This window comes from Micromonospora gifhornensis (assembly GCF_016863515.1).
Classification (GTDB): Bacteria; Actinomycetota; Actinomycetes; order Mycobacteriales; family Micromonosporaceae; genus Micromonospora; species Micromonospora gifhornensis.
Genome location: NZ_BOPA01000033.1, coordinates 100,598 through 119,237, shown reverse-complemented (window position 1 = coordinate 119,237; position 18,640 = coordinate 100,598). Strand labels below are relative to the sequence as shown.

20 protein-coding genes are annotated in these 18,640 nt (G+C 71.7%); 8 read left to right on the top strand and 12 right to left on the bottom strand.

Annotation, left to right across the window (positions count from 1 at the left end; genetic code table 11):
- Positions 1-62: 62 nt before the first annotated feature.
- On the bottom strand, positions 63-1,322 hold the full coding sequence (locus Vgi01_RS22825; RefSeq protein WP_204292292.1) for a class I SAM-dependent RNA methyltransferase: 1,260 nt from the start codon (positions 1,320-1,322) through the stop codon (positions 63-65).
- Between the two features lie 5 nt (positions 1,323-1,327).
- Positions 1,328-3,430 (bottom strand): amino acid permease, encoded by a 2,103-nt coding sequence (locus tag Vgi01_RS22820; protein WP_102657227.1) that lies wholly within the window; start codon positions 3,428-3,430, stop codon positions 1,328-1,330.
- Positions 3,431-3,584: 154 nt separating this feature from the next.
- On the opposite strand from Vgi01_RS22820, the gene Vgi01_RS22815 reads away from it, so the two are divergent.
- Positions 3,585-4,247 carry a potassium channel family protein gene (locus Vgi01_RS22815; protein WP_102657154.1) on the top strand — a complete coding sequence of 221 codons (663 nt, stop codon included), beginning with the start codon at positions 3,585-3,587 and terminating at the stop codon, positions 4,245-4,247.
- A 2-nt stretch (positions 4,248-4,249) separates the two neighbouring features.
- On the top strand, positions 4,250-4,939 hold the full coding sequence (locus Vgi01_RS22810) for a potassium channel family protein (RefSeq protein ID WP_193386294.1): 690 nt from the start codon (positions 4,250-4,252) through the stop codon (positions 4,937-4,939).
- Positions 4,940-4,957: 18 nt separating this feature from the next.
- On the opposite strand, the gene Vgi01_RS22805 is transcribed toward Vgi01_RS22810, so the two are convergent.
- The 4 genes from Vgi01_RS22805 to dut form a co-directional block, all read right to left on the bottom strand.
- The gene (locus Vgi01_RS22805; RefSeq protein ID WP_102657153.1) at positions 4,958-5,641 is read right to left on the bottom strand and encodes a DUF3159 domain-containing protein; all 684 of its coding nucleotides are present in this window, start codon (positions 5,639-5,641) and stop codon (positions 4,958-4,960) included.
- A 76-nt stretch (positions 5,642-5,717) separates the two neighbouring features.
- Positions 5,718-6,098 carry an OB-fold nucleic acid binding domain-containing protein gene (locus Vgi01_RS22800; protein ID WP_102657226.1) on the bottom strand — a complete coding sequence of 127 codons (381 nt, stop codon included), beginning with the start codon at positions 6,096-6,098 and terminating at the stop codon, positions 5,718-5,720.
- A 134-nt stretch (positions 6,099-6,232) separates the two neighbouring features.
- On the bottom strand, positions 6,233-6,883 hold the full coding sequence (locus Vgi01_RS22795) for a DUF3710 domain-containing protein (protein ID WP_204292291.1): 651 nt from the start codon (positions 6,881-6,883) through the stop codon (positions 6,233-6,235).
- Positions 6,880-7,410 carry a dUTP diphosphatase gene (gene dut, locus Vgi01_RS22790; RefSeq protein WP_102657151.1) on the bottom strand — a complete coding sequence of 177 codons (531 nt, stop codon included), beginning with the start codon at positions 7,408-7,410 and terminating at the stop codon, positions 6,880-6,882. The genes Vgi01_RS22795 and dut overlap by 4 nt, the downstream gene beginning before the upstream one ends.
- A gap of 84 nt (positions 7,411-7,494) precedes the next feature.
- Here dut and Vgi01_RS22785 point away from each other — a divergent pair, with 84 nt between their 5' ends.
- The gene (locus tag Vgi01_RS22785; RefSeq protein ID WP_373307018.1) at positions 7,495-7,983 is read left to right on the top strand and encodes a DUF3093 domain-containing protein; all 489 of its coding nucleotides are present in this window, start codon (positions 7,495-7,497) and stop codon (positions 7,981-7,983) included.
- Positions 7,984-8,002: 19 nt separating this feature from the next.
- Here the strand turns inward: Vgi01_RS22785 and Vgi01_RS22780 are convergent, their stop codons facing one another.
- Entirely contained in the window at positions 8,003-8,812 is an 810-nt protein-coding gene (locus tag Vgi01_RS22780) for a hypothetical protein (RefSeq protein WP_204292290.1), read from the bottom strand.
- Between the two features lie 210 nt (positions 8,813-9,022).
- Positions 9,023-9,319, bottom strand: coding sequence for a DUF4193 domain-containing protein (locus Vgi01_RS22775; protein ID WP_007075406.1), 297 nt, complete (start codon positions 9,317-9,319; stop codon positions 9,023-9,025).
- 426 nt (positions 9,320-9,745) lie between these two features.
- On the opposite strand from Vgi01_RS22775, the gene Vgi01_RS22770 reads away from it, so the two are divergent.
- A complete protein-coding gene (locus Vgi01_RS22770) occupies positions 9,746-10,261 on the top strand; it encodes a LytR C-terminal domain-containing protein (RefSeq protein ID WP_199180132.1) in 516 nt (171 codons plus the stop codon).
- Positions 10,262-10,420: 159 nt separating this feature from the next.
- Here the strand turns inward: Vgi01_RS22770 and Vgi01_RS22765 are convergent, their stop codons facing one another.
- Complete coding sequence (locus Vgi01_RS22765) at positions 10,421-11,239, bottom strand: inositol monophosphatase family protein (protein WP_373307017.1); 819 nt, start codon at positions 11,237-11,239, stop codon at positions 10,421-10,423.
- A 284-nt stretch (positions 11,240-11,523) separates the two neighbouring features.
- Between Vgi01_RS22765 and Vgi01_RS22760 the strand changes: the two genes are divergently transcribed.
- Together Vgi01_RS22760 and Vgi01_RS22755 are read left to right on the top strand one after the other, a co-directional pair.
- Positions 11,524-13,131, top strand: a complete 1,608-nt coding sequence (locus Vgi01_RS22760; RefSeq protein ID WP_102657147.1) for an RNA polymerase sigma factor — start codon at positions 11,524-11,526, stop codon at positions 13,129-13,131.
- Between the two features lie 243 nt (positions 13,132-13,374).
- Positions 13,375-13,608, top strand: coding sequence for a DUF7455 domain-containing protein (locus tag Vgi01_RS22755; RefSeq protein WP_013732296.1), 234 nt, complete (start codon positions 13,375-13,377; stop codon positions 13,606-13,608).
- A 165-nt stretch (positions 13,609-13,773) separates the two neighbouring features.
- On the opposite strand, the gene Vgi01_RS22750 is transcribed toward Vgi01_RS22755, so the two are convergent.
- The 3 genes from Vgi01_RS22750 to Vgi01_RS22740 form a co-directional block, all read right to left on the bottom strand.
- A complete protein-coding gene (locus Vgi01_RS22750; RefSeq protein WP_102657146.1) occupies positions 13,774-15,507 on the bottom strand; it encodes a DEAD/DEAH box helicase in 1,734 nt (577 codons plus the stop codon).
- 200 nt (positions 15,508-15,707) lie between these two features.
- A complete protein-coding gene (locus Vgi01_RS22745) occupies positions 15,708-16,361 on the bottom strand; it encodes a trimeric intracellular cation channel family protein (RefSeq protein WP_102657145.1) in 654 nt (217 codons plus the stop codon).
- A gap of 28 nt (positions 16,362-16,389) precedes the next feature.
- Positions 16,390-16,608, bottom strand: a complete 219-nt coding sequence (locus tag Vgi01_RS22740) for a DUF3039 domain-containing protein (RefSeq protein WP_013732293.1) — start codon at positions 16,606-16,608, stop codon at positions 16,390-16,392.
- A gap of 89 nt (positions 16,609-16,697) precedes the next feature.
- Between Vgi01_RS22740 and Vgi01_RS22735 the strand changes: the two genes are divergently transcribed.
- Together Vgi01_RS22735 and Vgi01_RS22730 are read left to right on the top strand one after the other, a co-directional pair.
- A complete protein-coding gene (locus Vgi01_RS22735) occupies positions 16,698-17,630 on the top strand; it encodes a pseudouridine-5'-phosphate glycosidase (protein ID WP_102657144.1) in 933 nt (310 codons plus the stop codon).
- A 130-nt stretch (positions 17,631-17,760) separates the two neighbouring features.
- Positions 17,761-18,639: a carbohydrate kinase family protein gene (locus Vgi01_RS22730; protein WP_102657224.1), complete on the top strand. Its 879-nt coding sequence runs from the start codon at positions 17,761-17,763 to the stop codon at positions 18,637-18,639.
- The last annotated feature ends 1 nt before the right edge of the window (position 18,640 follow it).

The window sequence follows — 18,640 nt, the reverse complement described above, 5'->3', positions numbered from 1 at the left end:
CCCGGTCACCGGTCCGGGGAGGCTGAGCACGAGGTCAGCGCCACACCCGGAACAGGAGTCGTTCAGGTCGGCAACAGCAGCCCGACCAGCTCCACGTGCTGGGTCATCGGAAACAGGTCGTACCCACGCAAGGCGGCCAGCCGCCACCCGAGATCGGTGAAGACCCGCAGGTCCCGGGCGAAGGCGGCCGGGTCGCAGGCCACGTACGCCACCGCCCGGGGCCCGGCGGCAACCACGTCGCGCACCACCCGCGCTCCGGCACCCGAACGCGGCGGATCGAGCACCACCACGTCGACCGGCCCGGTGATCCGTCGGCGGGCCAACGCCGTCTCCACCCGGGCCGCCACCACCTCCACCTGGGCCACGTCGCGCAGGTTCTCCCGGGCGGCGGCGACACCGTCGCCGGCCGCCTCGACCAGGGTGACCCGGCCACTCTCGCCGACCCGCTCGGCCAGCGCCGCGGCGAACAGCCCGGCCCCGCCGTAGAGGTCCCAGGCCCGCTCCCCCGGCCCCGGCCCGGTCAGCTCCAGCACCGCGGCGACCAGGGTGTCCGCGGCCGCGGGATGGACCTGCCAGAACGACGAGGCGGGCAGGAGCCAATCCCGGCCCGCGGCCCGCTCCCGGACCCGCTCCGGGCCGCTGACCCGCCGGGTACGCCCCGCCGTCGAGGCCGTCACCGTCACGTCGCCGCCGGTGGAGGCGACCACCTCCACCGCGTCGTCGTCGGGCCACCTGGTGCCGCTGGAGGTCAGCACCGGCCGGTCCTGGATGGCCGGGTGGGCGATCAGGCACCGGTCGACCGGCACCACCTCGTGCGAGCGGTGCTTGAGCAGACCCGCCCGGCCCGCCGCGTCCACGGCGTAGCGGACCCGGGAACGCCAGCCGAGCGGGCCGCCGGGCAGCGCCTCGACCCGCACGTCCAGCGCGTCGCACCCGGCCTCGTCGAGGCCGCCGAGGCGGATCAGCTGCTCCCGCACCACGTCGGTCTTCCAGCGCAGCTGGGCGGGCACCGCGACATGTTGCAGGTCGCAGCCACCACAGCGCCCCGGCCGGGCGTACGGGCAGGGTGGCTCGACCCGGTCGGCCGAGGGCTCCAGCACCCGTACCGCGTCGGCCCGGACGAAGCCGCGGTGCACCTCGGTGACCTCGGCCACCACCCGTTCGCCGGGCAGCGCGTGCCGGACGAAGACCACCTGCCCGTTCACCCGGGCCACGCAGTGCCCGCCGGGGGCGACCGCCGCCACGGTCAACTCGACCTGCTCGGCCTCGGTCAATCCACTGCGACCATCGGCCGCCTCGGACTGCTGTACCGGGAGGGTCATCTCGTTCACCGCGTCTCTCCGTTCGACGACTGCTGGCCCGGCCCGGACGGCGCGGGGTCCACCGGTACGGGGTCCATCGGCGTGGGGTCCACCGGCGCGACGCTCGGCGGCAGGGTGCTGCGGGGCGCCGCCCGAGGGCCCCGCACCGGCCCCCGCCCCAGGGTGGCGTCCATCCGGTCGAGGTCCTTGCCGGCGGTCGAGGCGAGCTGCCACGGCACGCTGGTGACCATCACACCCGGCTCGAACAGCAGCCGGCCCTTGAGTCGCAGTGCGCTCTGGTTGTGCAGCAGGTTCTCCCACCAGCGCCCGACGACGTACTCGGGGATGAAGACCGTGACCACGTCGCGGGGCGAGTCCCGGCGGACGCCTGCCACGTAGTTCAGGATCGGTCGGGTGATCTCCCGGTACGGCGAGTCGATCACCGTCAGCGGGATCGGCACGTCCCGACGTTCCCACTCGGTCTGCAACTGCCGGGTGTCGACGTCGTCCACGTTGACGGTCACCGCGGTCAGCGTGTCCGGCCGGGTGGCCTGGGCGTACGCCACGGCCCGCAGGGTCGGCTGATGCAGCTTGCTGACCAGCACGATGGCGTGGTTGCGGGCCGGCAGCACCGGCCGTCCGTCGTCCGGGGCCAGCTCGACGGCGACCCGGTCGTAGTGCCGGCGGATGGCCAGCATCAGCAGGTAGATCACGCCCATCGCGACGATGGCGATCCAGGCGCCCAGCAGGAACTTGGTGATCAGCACGATGACCAGCACCGCACCGGTCATCGCCATGCCGAAGGTGTTGATCGCCCGGGACCGGAGCATCCGGCGACGCACCTGCGGATCCCGCTCGGTACGCAGGCGCCGGTTCCAGTGCCGGATCATGCCGGCCTGGGAGAGGGTGAACGAGACGAAGACCCCCACGATGTAGAGCTGGATCAGCTTGGTCACCTCGGCCTGGAACCCGACGATCAGCACGATCGCGAAGGCGGCCAGGAAGAGGATGCCGTTGGAGAAGGCCAGCCGGTCGCCTCGGGTGTGCAGTTGACGGGGCAGGTAGCGGTCCTGGGCGAGGATCGAGCCGAGGACCGGGAAGCCGGTGAAGGCCGTGTTGGCGGCCACGAACAGGATCGTGGCGGTCACCCCGACGACCAGGAACAGCAGCACCGAGCCGGAGCCGAAGATCGTCTCGCCGAGCTGCGCGGTGACGGTCTTCTGCACGTACCCCTCGGGGCCGGCGACGATCTGGTGGCTCGGGTCCTCGACGAACTGCAACCCGGTGAGCCGGGCCAGCCAGATGATGCCGACCAGCATGGTGACCGAGACCAGGCCGAGCATCAGCAGGGTGGTGGCGGCGTTGCGGCTCTTGGGCGCCTTGAACGCCGGTACGCCGTTGGAGATCGCCTCCACTCCGGTGAGTGCGGCGCAACCGGAGGAGAAGCTGCGCAGCAGCAGGAACGCCATGGCCCAGCCGGTGGTGTCGTGCCATTCGGCGGCGATGACCAGGTCGGCGCTGGGTGCCCGCAGGTCCTCACCGAGCACCACGATGCGGACCAGCCCGGTCAGGATCATGCCGACGATCACGATCATGAACCCGTAGGTGGGGATGGCGAAGGCGCTGCCCGCCTCCTTGAGCCCGCGCAGGTTGACCGCGGTCAGCAGGATCACGGCGGTGACCGCGATGAGCACCTTGTGGGTGGCGACGAACGGGATCACCGAGCCGAGGTTGGCCACCCCGGAGGAGACCGACACGGCGACGGTCAGCACGTAGTCGACAAGCAGCGCGCTGGCCACCCCGACCCCGGCCCGGGGGCCCAGGTTGACCGTGGCCACCTCGTAGTCGCCACCGCCGGAGGGGTAGGCGTGCACGTTCTGCCGATAGCTGGCCACCACGGTCAGCATCACCACGACGACCCCGAGGGCCACCCACGGCGAGAAGACGAAGGCCGAGGCGCCCGCGATGGAGAGCATCAGCAGGATCTCGTCCGGCGCGTACGCAACGCTGGACAGCGCGTCCGAGGCGAACACGGGCAGGGCGATGCGCTTCGGCAGGAGGGTGTGCTTGAGCCGGTCGGACCGGAACGGTCGACCGACGAGCAGCCGCTTCAGCAGGGTTCGGGCCACGGTCGCCAAGCGTACGGCTGACGCCGCCGCTCCCGTCGTCCTGGACCGGGCTGAGGTCGGCGCGGGTGTCGAACGTGAGCGGAGTACCGTCGGTCCCCGCCTGGCGTCACGACGTGGCAGGCTCGCGGTGACGGGCGCACCTTGGGAGGGCGGCGTGCATATCGTGATCATGGGCTGTGGCCGGGTCGGGTCGACCCTGGCGCACAACCTGGAGTCCCGAGGTCACTCGGTGGCGGTGATCGACCAGGACGCTGACGCGTTCCGCCGCCTGGGCCCCGAGTTCGCCGGGACCACCGTCACCGGGGCGGGATTCGACGGCGACGTGCTCCGTCAGGCCGGCATCGAACGGGCCGACGCCTTCGCCGCCGTCTCCAGCGGCGACAACTCCAACATCATCTCGGCGCGGTTGGCGCGGGAGACGTTCGGGGTGTCCCGGGTCGCCGCGCGCATCTACGACCAGCGGCGGGCGCAGGTCTACGAGCGCCTCGGCATCCCCACTGTGGCGACCGTGCGCTGGACCGCCGACCGGATGCTGCGACACCTGCTGCCGGAGGGCAACGTGGAGATCTTCCGCGACCCGACCAGCACCGTGTCGATCATCGAGGTGCCCGTGCACCGGGAGTGGATCGGGCATCGGGTGCAGCGGCTGGAACAGGCCACCGGGGCCCGGGTGGCCTACCTGCTGCGCTTCGGCATCGGCACCCTGCCCACCGCCTCCAGCGTGGTGCAGGAGGGTGACCAGATCTTCATGCTTGTGACCGACGACATGGTGGCGACGGTCACCGAGATCGCGGCGGCACCGGACGGAGGGCAGTGATCATGCGGATCGCCATCGCCGGCGCGGGCAACGTGGGCCGTTCCATCGCCCAGGAGCTGATCGAGAACGGCCACCAGGTGATGCTTATCGAGCGGCAGCCCCGGATGCTGCGGCCCGAGCGGGTGCCGGACGCACGCTGGGTGCTCGCCGACGCCTGCGAGCTGACCAGCCTGGAGGAGGCCGACCTGGCCGGCTGCGACGTGGTGGTCGCGGCCACCGGGGACGACAAGGCCAACCTGGTGGTCTCGCTGCTGGCCAAGACCGAGTTCGCGGTGCCTCGGGTGGTCGCTCGGATCAACCGGGCCGAGAACGAGTGGCTGTTCACCGAGCAGTGGGGCGTCGACGTCGCGGTCAGCAAGCCGCGCGTGATGGCCGCCCTGGTCGAGGAGGCGGTGACCGTCGGCGACCTGGTACGGCTGATGACGTTCCGGCAGGGCGAGGCGAACCTGGTCGAGATCACGTTGCCGCCCACCGCACCGTACGTCGGTCAGCCGCTGCGGGCGGTGCCGCTGCCCCGTGACGCCGCGTTGGTGGCGATCCTGCGCGGCAAGCGGGTGCTGGTGCCCAGCCCGGACGATCCGATCGAGGCCGGCGACGAGCTGATCTTCGTCTGCACCACCGAGGTGGAGGACGCGGTCCGCGCGGTGGTGCTCGGCCCGGACAGTGTCGAGCGGACCCGCGAGTCGCGCTGAGCGGCGCGGCTGCGCCGGTCAGCTACCGGGCAGCGGGGTCGGCTCGTTGTTGCGGGTGACCCGACGGACCGTCCAAACCGTGATCAACAGCAGCATGACGTACGGCGGGTAGCCCAACGCCAGGCGGGCCACGCCGAGCGCCGTGTCCTGCTCGGCCAGGTAGAGCGCGGCCTGCACACCGACCTTGGCCAGCCAGACCACTCCCCAGAGCACGGTCAGCCCGGTGAAGGTCCGCACCAGCTTCGGGTCGTCCCGCCAGGCGGAGCTGCCCTTGGCCACCAGCACCGACCAGAGCCAGCCGACCAGCGGCTGACGGATCACCGCGGAGGCCAGCAGGGCCAGCCCGTACCCGATGCCGTAGAGGATGCCGGGCAGGTAGAAGTCCCGGGCCTCGCCGGTGCGCCAGGCGATGGCGGCACCGATGCCGATACCGAACAGGCCGTTGACCGCGTGCCGCACCGGCTTGCGCTGGGCCAGCCGCAGCCCACCGATGAGCACCGCCACGCCGACCGAGGCGATCACCGCAGGGCGCAGCGCGCCGACGATGTTGACGACCACGAAGACCACGACCGGGATGCTGGACTCGACAAGCCCCCGCCAACCGCCGAGCTGGTCGGCCATCTGCTCGGCGACGGTGGGCAGCCGCTCCTCGTCGCCGGGGCCGGTGTCCGGTTGGGTGGCCGGTTGCTGTCCGGTGGTCATCGCCCGCCTTTCCGAGGCAGTCGGTGCTGTCGTGCCGGGATGTCCGGCCAGTCTCTCATCCGCCGGGCCGCAAGCGTCACGTCGACGGTTCCAACTCGTAGTACGGGTTGTAGATCACCTTACGGTCGTCGCGCAGCGCGACCCGCCCCCGCGCGGTCAGGTGTCGTCCCGGCTCGATCCCGGTGATGTGTCGCCGGCCGAGCCAGACCAGGGTGACGACGTCACTGCCGTCGTAGAGGTCCGCCTCCAGCGCCGGCTGGTTGGTCCGGGGCGTGTAGACGACGGTACGCAACCGGCCGGCGACGGAGACCACCTGACCTCGCATGCACTGGGTCACCGGCACCCCGCCGCAGCGGGCGCTCTCCTGCTGCAACTGCTGGGCCTCGATCTCGGCCTCGCTGGCGGTGAACCGGCGCAGCATCCGCCGCAGCGAACCCTGACCCTCGTCGGTGGTCATGACCTCCGCGTCACCCTCTCCACACCGGCCGACCCGTGCCGGCATCCGGCCGCCCCGGGACGGCTCACGCCAGCGTACGCCGACGCGAGGCCGTCCCGATGCCGACGACGTACGCCCGGACGGTGCGCACCGCCTCAGCTCGCGCCGGGTGCCGCATCCGCCGCCGCGGCCTGCTCGCCCGCCTCACGCGGCAGCCGCAGCGGCAGCGGCTCGCGTACCGGCTTGGCCTCCATCCCGCGATCCACGACCAGCCCTTCCATGCACCGGGCCAACGCTCCGGCCGCGGCCGGATTGGTCGCCGCCTCGCCCTGGAAGACCGCACGGACCATCCAGCGCGGCCCGTCGATCCCGACGAACCGCAGGTCGGTCAGGCCGTCCTCGGTGCGGACCCGGGCCCGCAGCTCGGTGCCGTACTCGCCGGTCACCTCCTGCGCGGCGGCACCGTCGTTGAACAGCGACTGGCGGATCTCCTCGCGCACCTCGTCCCAGATTCCCTCGCTGCGCGGGGCGGCGAAGACGCCGAGTTGCAGGGCGCTCTGCCCGTGCACCAGGACGACCTGCTGGATCACGCCCTGCGGATCGGCCTGCACCCGCACCTCGACGTCGGGCACCGCCGGAATCTGGAGGCTGCCCAGGTCGAGTCGCTGCACCCCGGCGGGTGCCTCGCTGACGTCGTACGGGCCGCGCGCGGGCTCGGCCGGAGCCGCCTCGACGCTGTCCGGGGCCTCGACGGCCCGCTCGTCGCTGGCGTGCCGTCCCGTGGCTCGCTTCCGGGAGAAGATCACTGGGTCCATCCTCCGCTGTTCACACTCACCGTGCCATCTTTTCCGTCCGCGCCGTCGGTCGCCCGCGGCGGCACCAGACCGGCGTGTCCGCCGGTGGAGCCGTGCCCACCGCTACCGCGTCCGGACGCAGGCAGCTCGGCCACCGGTTGGAAGGCCGCCCGTTCCACCCGTTGCACAACGAGTTGTGCGATCCGGTCGCCCCGGGAGATCTTCACTGGCACAGCCCGATCATGGTTGATCAGGTTGACCAGGATCTCACCCCGGTAGCCGGCGTCGACCGTACCGGGCGCGTTGAGCACCGTCACGCCGAGTCTGGCCGCGAGCCCCGATCGGGGGTGGACCAGGCCCACGTACCCCTCGGGCAGCGCGATCGCCACACCGGTCGGCACCAGCGCCCAGCCGCCGGGCGGCAGCTCGACGTCGGCGGCCGCCACCAGGTCGGCACCGGCGTCACCGGGATGGGCGTACGCGGGCAGCGGCAGCTCGGGATCGAGCTGCCGGACCAGCACGGGCACCACGTCGGTCACGGTTCCCTCTTTCGTCTTCTGCGCTGGGGTGACCCTGCCATCCTGCCCGGTACCCCGGCGGTCGCGCGCCGTACCCTGGTATGAGTGAGCGTGTCACCCTCCCACACCGCACCCTCCGTGCCGGCGTACGCCGAGCGGCTTCGCCTGCCCTGGTGGCTGTGGCTGGCCGGGCTGGCCAGCGCCGCCCTGCTCGCGGTGGAGTTGTGGATGGGCGCGACCGGCGTACGGGCCTGGTTGCCGTTCGTGGTGCTGCTGCCGGCGGCTGCCGCCGGTCTGGCCTGGCTGGGCCGGATCCGGATCGCGGTGACCGACGGCGAGTTCCGGGTCGACGACGCCCGGCTACCGGTGCGGTTCGTCGCCGACGTCGTAGCCCTGGACGCCGACGGGCGTCGTGAGGTGCTCGGCGTCGGGGCCGATCCGCTGGCCTTCGTCGTGCAACGGCCCTGGATCTCCGGCGCCGTCCAGGTGGTCCTCGACGATCCGGCCGACCCCACCCCGTTCTGGGTGGTCAGCACCCGCCACCCGGTGGAGCTGGCCGAGGCCCTGCTGGCCGCCCGCGACGCGACCCGCTGACCGCCCGCCTCGGGACCGGTCAGGAGCCGGGTAGCGCGGGCGGAGGGCCGGGCACTGTCGGCGGGGAGCCGGGCAGGCTGCGCCGCTGTCGACGCAGGTCGGTGCGGAGCTGGTCGGCCAGGGCACGGGTGGCCCGCCGGTTCAGGTAGCTCGCCACCGCGGCGCCGGTGAGGAAGGGCCCCAGCGTGGTCAGATTCCGACCGAAGCGCTTGAGCAGCGTGTCCCGCAACTCGCGGCGGGCGGCCGTGCCGAGCACCGCGCCGATGCCCACGCCGGGCACCATCGGATTGACCCCGCGTTGGTTGGCCCAGGCCTGCATCAACGCGACGGCGCGTTGGGCACCGCCGGCCGGCAGCGGCGCGCCGTAGATCTCGTGCAGTTCCCCGGTCAGCTTCAGCTCGATGGCCACCACGGCGACCGTCTCGGCGGCGAGCAGGACCGGCGCGGACAGCAGGGTCGGCGTGACCGTCCACTGGACGGCCGAGGCGCCCCCGCCGGCCGCGCCGATGCCCGCGGTCGCCCGGGCGGCGTTGCGTACCAGCCGATCGGCCAGCGCCTCGTCGTCCAGGTCGGGGAAGTGCCGGCGCAGGGTGGCCAGGTCACGGATCGGCACGTGCGGGGCGATCTCGGCCACCGTGTCGGTCATCCAGCGCAGCGCCGTCTTCGGCTTGAACAGGCCGCCCACGCCACGGGCCCGGGCCTGCCGGACCAGTCGCACCAGCAGCTGCCGCCGCGTGGCGGGCTCGATGTCGTCGGCGGTCAGGGCGGCGACCGTCGTACCCAGTTCGTCGGCACCGCCGTCGTCGATGCCCGCGCTCCACTCGCTCATGCCGGCGCTCCGTCGCGCGCCACCCGGTGACGCCACCGCCGCACGCCGATGGTTCGTTCGTCCACTGCCCGACCTCCCCGGCTGGACGACCGCCGGCACGGCGGCCATCCCATTACGAGTGAAGCAGGTCGATCGGCGCAGCGCTCGCCGAGCCGGGCAGCGGCGGCTCCTGCGGGGAGCCGCCGCTGTGCGGTGGTGTCGTACGTGCGGTCAGACGCACTCTCGGCAGATCAACTCGCCGTTGCGCTCGACCGCCAACTGGCTGCGGTGGTGCACAAGGAAGCAGCGGGCACAGCGGAACTCGTCCTGCTGCATCGGCAGCACCTTGACCGTCAGCTCCTCGTCGGCCAGGTCAGCACCAGGCAACTCGAAGCTCTCAGCCACTTCGGCCTCGTCGACGTCCACGGCGCCCGACTGCGAGTCGACACGCCGGGCCTTCAGCTCTTCCAGGCTGTCCTCGCCGAGGTCGACCTCGTCCCGGCGCGGGGCGTCGTAGTCGGTGGCCATCGGTTTCACTCTCCCATTTCGATGTTGTCGCTTCCGGTTGTAACGCCGGACGACGCTGTTTCGGTTCCGCTGGCCGGCCACCGCTAGTGTCGGCCACCCGACCCGACGACCGCTCGGGCCAGTCCGCCAAGAGAATCTCCCGGCGAGCGCGGAACCCTACCCCCCCTTTGGGCGAGGCATGTATACCGCCCTCGTGGCTGAGATGTACGCCCCTGGACGGGAACTTGTTCCCAATGTGACTCAGGCGACACGAAGATAGGGGTAGTACTACCCGGTTCTCGGATGGCGCGCCGGCATGTCGGACTGTTTCCACGCGACGGTCGGACAACGGTTAACCTCAGCGGCGTACCAGACGGCCGCCGGCCCGACCGTCGACGGTCGCCGCCACCCAACACTGCCCAGGAGCCCCTGATGAGCTTTGCGCGAGTGCGAGCACTCGTCATCGTCGGCACGCTGGCGGTGGTCGCCCTGGTCTTCGTCGTGATCGCCGTCGTCCGGGACACCCAGAGTAACGCCGGTGCCGCCGAAGGCTGCCCCGAGGACTGGCCCCGCGCCGATGTGACTCTTCGCGACCACAAGGACGTCAAGATCCGCGTGTACAACGGCACCGACCGCCCCGGTCTGGCCGCCAGCGTCGGCGACGACTTCCGCAACCGCGACTTCCAGGTGGAGAAGGAAGCAAACGAGAAGAAGCAGATCGACGACGTGGCGGTGCTGCGCTACGGCCCGAAGGGCGTCGGGTCGGCCCACCTGTTGCGGGCGTACTTCCTGGGCGACGCCGAACTGGAGTACAACGCCGAACGTCCGGACGACGTCGTCGACGTCGTGCTCGGCAACGGCTTCCAGCAGCTGGCCACCATCACCGAGGTCAACCAGTCCATCGGCGACCTCGGCGCGCCGGTCGCACCGCCGGGTTCCTGCCCGATGCCGGTCGGCAACTGACTCAGGCCACCCGGCCACTCGAATCCCGTGACGTGGACAGTGCGCTCGACCGGACGGACGGATCTCACCGGCCGCCCGGTCGAGTCGCTTCTCAACCGGCTGGCCGGCATCGGCGGGTCGACGCGGGACGACCGGCTCGATGATGACCGCCGAACGGCGTCAGGGTCCGCCGTCGGCGTCCAGGTCGACCAGGCGATCGTGCAGCGGGGCGAAGATCGCCGGCGGGGCGGCGATGACCATGTCCGGGCCCGGTGCGCGCCCACCGAGGCCACCGACCCGCAGACCTGCCTCGGCGGCGACCAGCGCGCCGGCCGCCTGGTCCCAGGCCGCCAGCCCCTTTTCGTAGTAGGCGTCGGCTCGGCCCTCCGCGACCAGGCAGAGGTCGATGGCGGCGGCGCCGAGACGACGGATGTCCCGCACGTGCGGGATCAACTCGGCCACCACCCGGGCCTGGTGGGCGCGGCGGGCCGGGTCGTAGCCGAAACCCGTGATCACCAGCGTCTGTCCGAGGTCGGTCTCGGCGGAGCAGCGCAACTGTCGGCCGTCACGCCAGGCGCCGCCGCCGAGCGTGGCGGTCCACTCCTCGCCGGTGTGGATGTTGCGCACCACTCCCGCCACGACCTCGCCGTCGACCTCCGCGGCGATGGAGACGGCGGAGTGCGGCAGCCCGTACAGGTAGTTGACCGTGCCGTCGATGGGATCCACGATCCAGCGCACCCGGGCCGGGGCGTCGCTGCCCGGTTGCGCCGCGCCGTACTCCTCGCCCAACATGGCGTCGTCCGGTCGCAGCCGCCGCAGCGCGTCGCTGATCTGGCGCTCGACGGCCCGGTCGGCGGCGGTCACCACGTCGGTGACGGTGCTCTTGGTCGCCGTGACCGAGACGCCCTCGGCCCGCATCCGGTACGCGGTGTCGGCGGCGTTCCGGGCCACTTCGACCGCGATGTCCAACAGTTCCGGTGCCGACGAGCGATCCATCATCCGTCCCCTTCCCGCACGGCCGGGTATCCGGGTCGCACGCGGGTATCATCCTTACAAAGTCCACAAGCACACCGAATCGGCGGCCCCGGTCGCCGATCAGCCGTGCGGCGCAGGATGATCGCCGCAGACGGCGTTACAATTCACCCCTGCCCACGCGCCACGGGCGACCGAACGACCGGTCGGCCGGGGACACGGGGGTTCCTCAACCACATCGCCCGGCACGGTGCACCACTCTGCGCCGGACGATCCGGCCGTGCTCGCTCTTCGCCTCCGGAAGGTCATTCGTGACAGAACCCCGCCAGACCGGCGCCGACGTTCGCTCGCTCACCGACACCCTGATCGCCCACGCGCAGAGCGCCGGCGGCCAGCTCACGTCGGCCCAGCTCGCGCGCACCGTCGAGTCCGCCGAGGTGACTCCGGCCCAGGCCAAGAAGATCCTGCGGGCGCTCTCCGAGGCTGGAGTGACCGTGGTGGTCGACGGCTCGGCCAGCACCCGCCGTCGGGTTGCCGCCGCTCGCTCCGCGACCCCGGCTTCCCGCGCCACCACCGCCAAGACCACCAAGAAGGCGGCACCGCCTGCCCCGAAGCAGGCGCCCGCGGCCGAGGAGGCCACCGCGCCGGCGCCTCGCAAGGCGACCTCGCGCAAGACCACCGGCACCACGGCCGAGGTGGCCGCCAAGGCCGCCGTGCCGGCCAAGAAGTCCACCCGGGCCACCAAGGCGACGGTGGCCGCCGCGAGCGCGGCGAAGCCCACCAAGGCGGCCGGCAAGGCCAAGGGCGAGGGTGCCGAGGGCGACGTCGACCCCGAGGAACTCGCCGCCGAGATCGAGGACGTGGTGGTCGAGGAGCCGGCCGAGCTGGCCCAGGCGGCCGAGGCCGACGCGGCGAGCTCCGCCAGCGACAACGACTTCGAGTGGGACGACGAGGAGTCCGAGGCCCTCAAGCAGGCCCGCCGGGACGCGGAGCTGACCGCCTCGGCCGACTCGGTCCGGGCGTACCTCAAGCAGATCGGCAAGGTTCCGCTGCTCAACGCGGAGCAGGAGGTGGAGCTGGCCAAGCGGATCGAGGCCGGCCTCTACGCCGCCGAGCGCCTGCGGGCCGCCGAGGAGGGCGAGGAGAAGCTCGTCCGCGACATGCAGCGTGACCTGCTCTGGATCTCCCGGGACGGCGAGCGGGCGAAGAACCACCTGCTGGAGGCCAACCTCCGGCTGGTCGTCTCGCTCGCGAAGCGCTACACGGGTCGCGGCATGGCCTTCCTCGACCTCATCCAGGAAGGCAACCTCGGCCTCATCCGCGCCGTCGAGAAGTTCGACTACACCAAGGGCTACAAGTTCTCCACCTACGCCACCTGGTGGATCCGCCAGGCCATCACCCGCGCCATGGCCGACCAGGCCCGCACCATCCGCATCCCGGTGCACATGGTCGAGGTGATCAACAAGCTGGGTCGGATCCAGCGCGAGCTGCTCCAGGACCTGGGCCGCGAGCCCACCCCGGAGGAGCTGGCCAAGGAGATGGACATCACACCGGAGAAGGTGCTGGAGATCCAGCAGTACGCCCGGGAGCCCATCTCGCTCGACCAGACCATCGGCGACGAGGGCGACAGCCAGCTCGGTGACTTCATCGAAGATTCCGAAGCTGTGGTGGCGGTCGACGCGGTTTCCTTCTCGCTGCTGCAGGATCAGCTCCAGCAGGTGCTCCAGACGTTGTCCGAGCGTGAGGCGGGTGTGGTACGCCTGCGGTTCGGTCTGACCGACGGGCAACCGCGCACGCTGGACGAGATCGGGCAGGTCTACGGTGTGACCCGCGAGCGCATCCGACAGATCGAATCCAAGACCATGTCCAAGCTGCGCCACCCGTCCCGTTCCCAGGTACTCCGCGACTACCTCGACTGATCAGCAATCGTCAACCGATAGTGTCGTTTTGATCACCTGGCGTCAACGCCGGATGGTGATCAGGCGGTTGCACGAATGTGATCGTTGACGTGGCACCCTGGGTGCACGGCACACTGTCGGTGCCAGGTGTGACCTCGGTCCCCTGGGGGCACACAGGGAAGGCGAGGCCCGACATGGGTGTTGCACGATAGGTGACCAAGACCGAAGAGAGTGTTCATCGGTGACGACCAGAGGAGGAAGGCGATGACCCCGACCCTCACGCCGCCGCCCGAGACGGTGAGCCCCCCGGCCGCCGATGAACGGTGCGACCGCTGCAATGCCGCTGGCAAGCTTCGGATCACCCTCGCGGGTGGCAGTGAGTTGGTGTTCTGTGGACACCACGCCAACAAGTACGCCGAGGATCTCGTGAAGATCACCGTGCGGTACGCGACGGACCCGGAGTTCTCCTGGCGTGGTGCCGACCTGATCTCCAACTGAGATCCATAACCCGACATAAGAGGCCGGAGGCATCCTTTGGATGCCTCCGGCCTCTTACTGCCCACCCCGGCACTTGTTGATCAAGAGGTTTGCGTCGCGACACCCAGGTGAGCGCGACGCAAACCTCTTGATCAACGGGGCGACACGCGGCCGGGTGGACCCTGGTCAGAGGGTCTGGACGGTGGCTATGCGTTCTTCGAGTTGTTCGATGGTGGCCTGGGCGCTGGGAGGGCCACCGCAGAGGCGGCGGAGCTCTGCGTGGATCTTGCCGTGGGGTTGACCGGTGCGGTGGTGGCGGGCGGCGACCAGGGCGTTGAGCTGTCGGCGTAGGGCCACCCGGCGCTGGGCGGCGCTCATCGGGGCCGGTGGGGCCGCCACCGGAGCCGACGACGCCTCGGACTGCCGGTCGGCGGCGCGGCGGCGCTGGGCGGCCAACTGCTCGGCCTGCCGCTTGGACAGCAGCGCGGCGACCTGGTCCGCGGTCAGCAGGCCCGGCAGCCCCAGGTACTCCTCCTCCTCCGGGGTGCCCGCCTGGGCGGCCGTACCGAACGAGGCACCGTCGAAGATCACCTGGTCCAGTTCGGCGGTGGCCGACAGCGCGGCGAAGCGCTTCTCCAGCTCGCCGCTTGCCTGCTCGTCCCGCTGGGCCCGCTCCAGCAGGTCCTCGTCGAAGCCCTCTCGGTCCTTCGGCTTGCCGAGCACGTGGTCCCGCTCGGTCTCCATCTCGCTGGCCAGCCCGAGCAGGTGCGGCACGCTGGGCAGGAAGACCGACGCGGTCTCCCCCGGCCGGCGGGCCCGGACGAACCGCCCGATGGCCTGAGCGAAGTACAGCGGGGTGCTGGCGCTTGTGGCGTAGACACCGACGGCCAGCCGGGGGATGTCCACCCCCTCGGAGACCATTCGCACCGCGACCAGCCAGCGCTGCTCAGAGGCAGCGAACGTCGCGATCCGGGCCGAAGCACCCACGTCGTCGGAGAGCACCACCGCGGCCTTCTCCCCGGTCACCTGCTCGATGAGCTTGGCGTACGACCGGGCGGCCTGCTGGTCGGTGGCGATGACCAGCCCACCGGCGTCCGGCATGCCGGCCTCCCGCAGCACGCTCAGCCGGGCGTCCGCGGCGCGCAGCACCTGCGGCATCCAGTCACCGGCCGGGTCCAGGGCGGTACGCCACGCCTGGGCGACGAGGTCCTGCGTCATCGGCTCCCCCAGCCGCGCCGCCAACTCCTCACCGGCGTTGGTGCGCCACCGGGTCTCCCCCGAGTACGCCAGGAACAGCACCGGCCGCACCACGCCCTCGCGGAGCGCGTCGGAGTAGCCGTAGACCGAGTCGGCTCGGGAGCGCAGCAGACCGTCCTCGCCGCGCTCGTAGCTGACGAAGGGGATCGGGTTGTCGTCCGAGCGGAACGGGGTACCGGTCAGCATCAGCCGGCGTACCGCGGGCTCGAAGGCGGCCTTCACCCCGTCGCCCCAGGTACGGGAATCGCCCGCGTGGTGGATCTCGTCCAGGATGACGAGCGTCCGCCGGGTCATGGTGCGCCGCCGGTGCACCTGAGGGGCCATCCCGACCTGCGCGTAGGTGACCACCGCGCCGTGGAAGTCGGCCGAGGAGTGCAGATCGGCGTTACGGAACGCGGCGTCGAGCTGGATGCCGACCCGGGCCGCGGACTCCGCCCACTGGGTCTTCAGATGCTCGGTCGGAGCGACCACGGTGACCGCCTCGACGGTGCCGTCGGCCAGCAGCTCGGCGGCGATCCGCAGGGCGAAGGTGGTCTTACCCGCGCCAGGCGTGGCGACCGCGGTGAAATCCTCGCTGCGACGACGCAGGTACTCCACCAACGCCTTGCGCTGCCAGGCGCGCAGGGGCGGGAACGTCTCGAGCGTCGGCGTCCGGGCTGCCACGCGTTGGCTCCTCTCCGATGCGCACGATGGCCCGACCGCAGGCCGACGAACCGGGCCGAGGGGCACGTCAGCCGCCCCATGAAAACGCCTCCGCGCACCGATGGCCGCGAAGGCCGACTCAGCATAACCAGCAGCGGCCCCGAGCCCCACTCGACGCCACACCGGCGCCCCGTGCCGTGCGCCACTGCAACCGGCAGACGCTAGTCCGGCGGGCCCGCAATGCCGCCGGTGCGAGGTGGCCGCAGCGTCGCCACCGGCGCCGACCAGCGTCGCCGCAAGGCCACCAGGCGTACGCCGAAGACCAGCAGCACCGCCGCGACGAGCGGAATCGGCCCGGCGTATCCCAGACCGTCGAGGAGAACCACCACGATCGAACCGGCGAGCGCCGCCACGGCGTATATCTCCCGCCGCAGTACGACCGGGATCTCTCCGGTCAGCAGGTCGCGACAGAGTCCGCCGCCGATCGCGGTGATCATGCCGATCAGGCAGGCGCCCACCGGCGGGACCTGGGCGTCGAGGGCCTTGAGGGTGCCGGCGACGGTGAACAGGCCGAGCCCGGCCGCGTCCAGCACCAGCACGGTGGTGCGGAGCCGGGCGAACTGCGGGTGCAGCCAGAAGATCGCCCCGGCGGTCACTGCGGCGGTGGCCGCGTACCGCCAGTCGGCGAAGGCCAGCGGCGGAACCTCGTCGATCACCAGATCACGGACGATCCCGCCACCGAGGGCGGCGACGAAGCCGACGAAGACGACGCCGAACAGGTCGAGCCGCTTGGCCACCGCGGCGGAAGCACCCGAGGCGGCAAAGACCGCGACCCCGGCCAGGTCGGCCAGGAGCAGGGCGGTGGAGGTGGTCACCGCCGCAGGTTACGCGGACGACGCGGGATCACTCGGTGTACGAGTCGTAGATCTCCTTGCACTTCGGGCAGACCGGCGAACCCGGTTTGGGGGTTTTCGTCACCGGGAACTTCTCCCCGCACAACGCCACGACGAACGTGCCCATGACGGCGCTTTCGGCGATTTTTTCCTTCCGCACGTAGTGGAACATCTCCGGACCAGTGTCGGCGTCCTTCAGTTCCGGACGCTCGAGGACCTGTGCACTCACGTCTACACCTCCAACCCACAAGTCTGGCAGGTCACCGTGACCCCGGTCCACCTGAGGTGCGCGGCGTGCCGGCAGTACGGTGGGCGACTGTGACCAACTTTCATCTTCGCTTCGGCACCGAGGTGGCCGAGGCGCTGCGCCAACACCGTCCAGTGGTCGCCCTGGAAAGCACAATCGTCTCGCACGGCCTGCCCCGACCGGACAATCTGACGGTGGCCCGCCAGATCGAACAGGCCGTCCGGGACGCGGGCGCGGTGCCGGCCACCATCGGCATGGTCGCCGGTGAGCTGGTGGTCGGCCTCGACGACGCCGAGTTGACCCGGTTGGCCACCGCCGACGGCGTGACCAAGCTCTCCGTACGCGATCTCGCCGTGGCTGCGGCGACCGGCGCGGACGGTGCCACCACCGTGGCCGCGACCAGTGCGGTCGCCGCCGCCGCGGGCATCAGGGTGTTCGCCACGGGTGGCCTCGGCGGGGTGCACCGGGAGGCGGCACAGACCTTCGACGAGTCGGCCGACCTGGTCGCGCTGGCCTCGACGCCGATCGCCGTGGTGTGCGCCGGGGTCAAGTCGATCCTCGACGTGGGCGCGACGCTGGAACGCCTGGAAACCCTCGGGGTGACAGTCGTCGGCTACCGCACCCGCCGGTTCCCGGGCTTCTTCATCACCGACAGCGGCTTCGACCTGGACTGGTCCGCCGACTCCCCGGAGTTGATCGCCGACATCCTGGCCGCTCGGGAGCAGCACGGCGTCCAGCACGGCGGCCTGGTCGTCGCGAACCCGCTGCCCACCGACGAGCAGCTGGATCCGCAACTGCACGACCGTACGCTCGCCGAAGGGCTGGCCCGGCTGGAGCGCGACGGGATCAGCGGCAAGGCCGTGACGCCGTACCTGCTGGCCCATTTCCACTCGGCCACGCAGGGTGCAAGCCTGGCGGTCAACGTCCGGATCATCCTGCGCAACGCCGACCTCGCCGCCCGGATCGCGGTCGCCGCCGCCCACCGCGCGGAGCCCGCGGCGTGACCGCGAGCAGTGCGCCGGCCCTGCGAGCCGCGCAGCCACGAACGCTGGCGGAGCCGTGAGCGAGCGGACCGCCGGGCGGGACACCGGTGCCGACGGCACACCGGACGCGGCCAGCCGCACCGGACGGGTCATCGTCGTCGGTGACGTGATCACGGATGTGGTGGCGGTGCTGACCGGCCCGCTCGCGACCGGCTCGGACACGGCGGCGGCGATCCAGTTCACCGGGGGCGGACAGGCCGCCAACACGGCCTCCTGGCTCGCCGCGCAGGGTGTGCCGGTGACGCTTGTCGCCGCGGTCGGCGACGACACCGCAGGACGGGACCGGGTGGCGGAGCTGACCACCGCGGGAGTCGACTGCGTGGTGGCCCGGATACCCGGATGTGCCACCGGAACGGTGATCGTGCTGGCCGTGGGCGACGAACGCACCATGGTCACCGAGCGCGGGGCGAACGTCCGGTTGACGCCCGAGCACGTCGACACGGCGCTGGCTGCCGCCGGGGACGCGACCCATCTGCATCTGTCCGGCTACGCCCTGCTGGACGCCGGCTCCCGGCCGGCCGGGCTGCACGCGCTGAAGGTCGCCCGTCAGCGCGGCATGACGACAAGCGTCGACGCGGCCTCGGCCGCACCGCTGCGAGCGGTCGGCGCGGCAGCCTTCCTGTCCTGGTTGCGCGAGGTCGACCTGCTGCTGGTGAACACCGACGAGGCGGCCGTGCTGGCCGGTGGCCTCGACCCGGTGGCCCAGGCGCGGGCGCTTGTCGCCTCGGCCCGGCGGGTGGTGGTCAAGCAGGGCGCGGCCGGCGCGACCTGGGTGGACCGGAAGCCGACAATCGTCACCATTCCGGCCCGCCGGGTGGCGGTGGTCGACGTGACCGGAGCCGGTGACGCCTTCGCCGCCGGGCTGCTGACCGGATGGCTGGCCGGTGCCGCGCCGCACACCGCCCTGGAGCGGGCCACCCGTCTTGGCGCGGCAGCGGTGTCCCAGGTCGGTGCCCGCCCGTCCGGCTGAC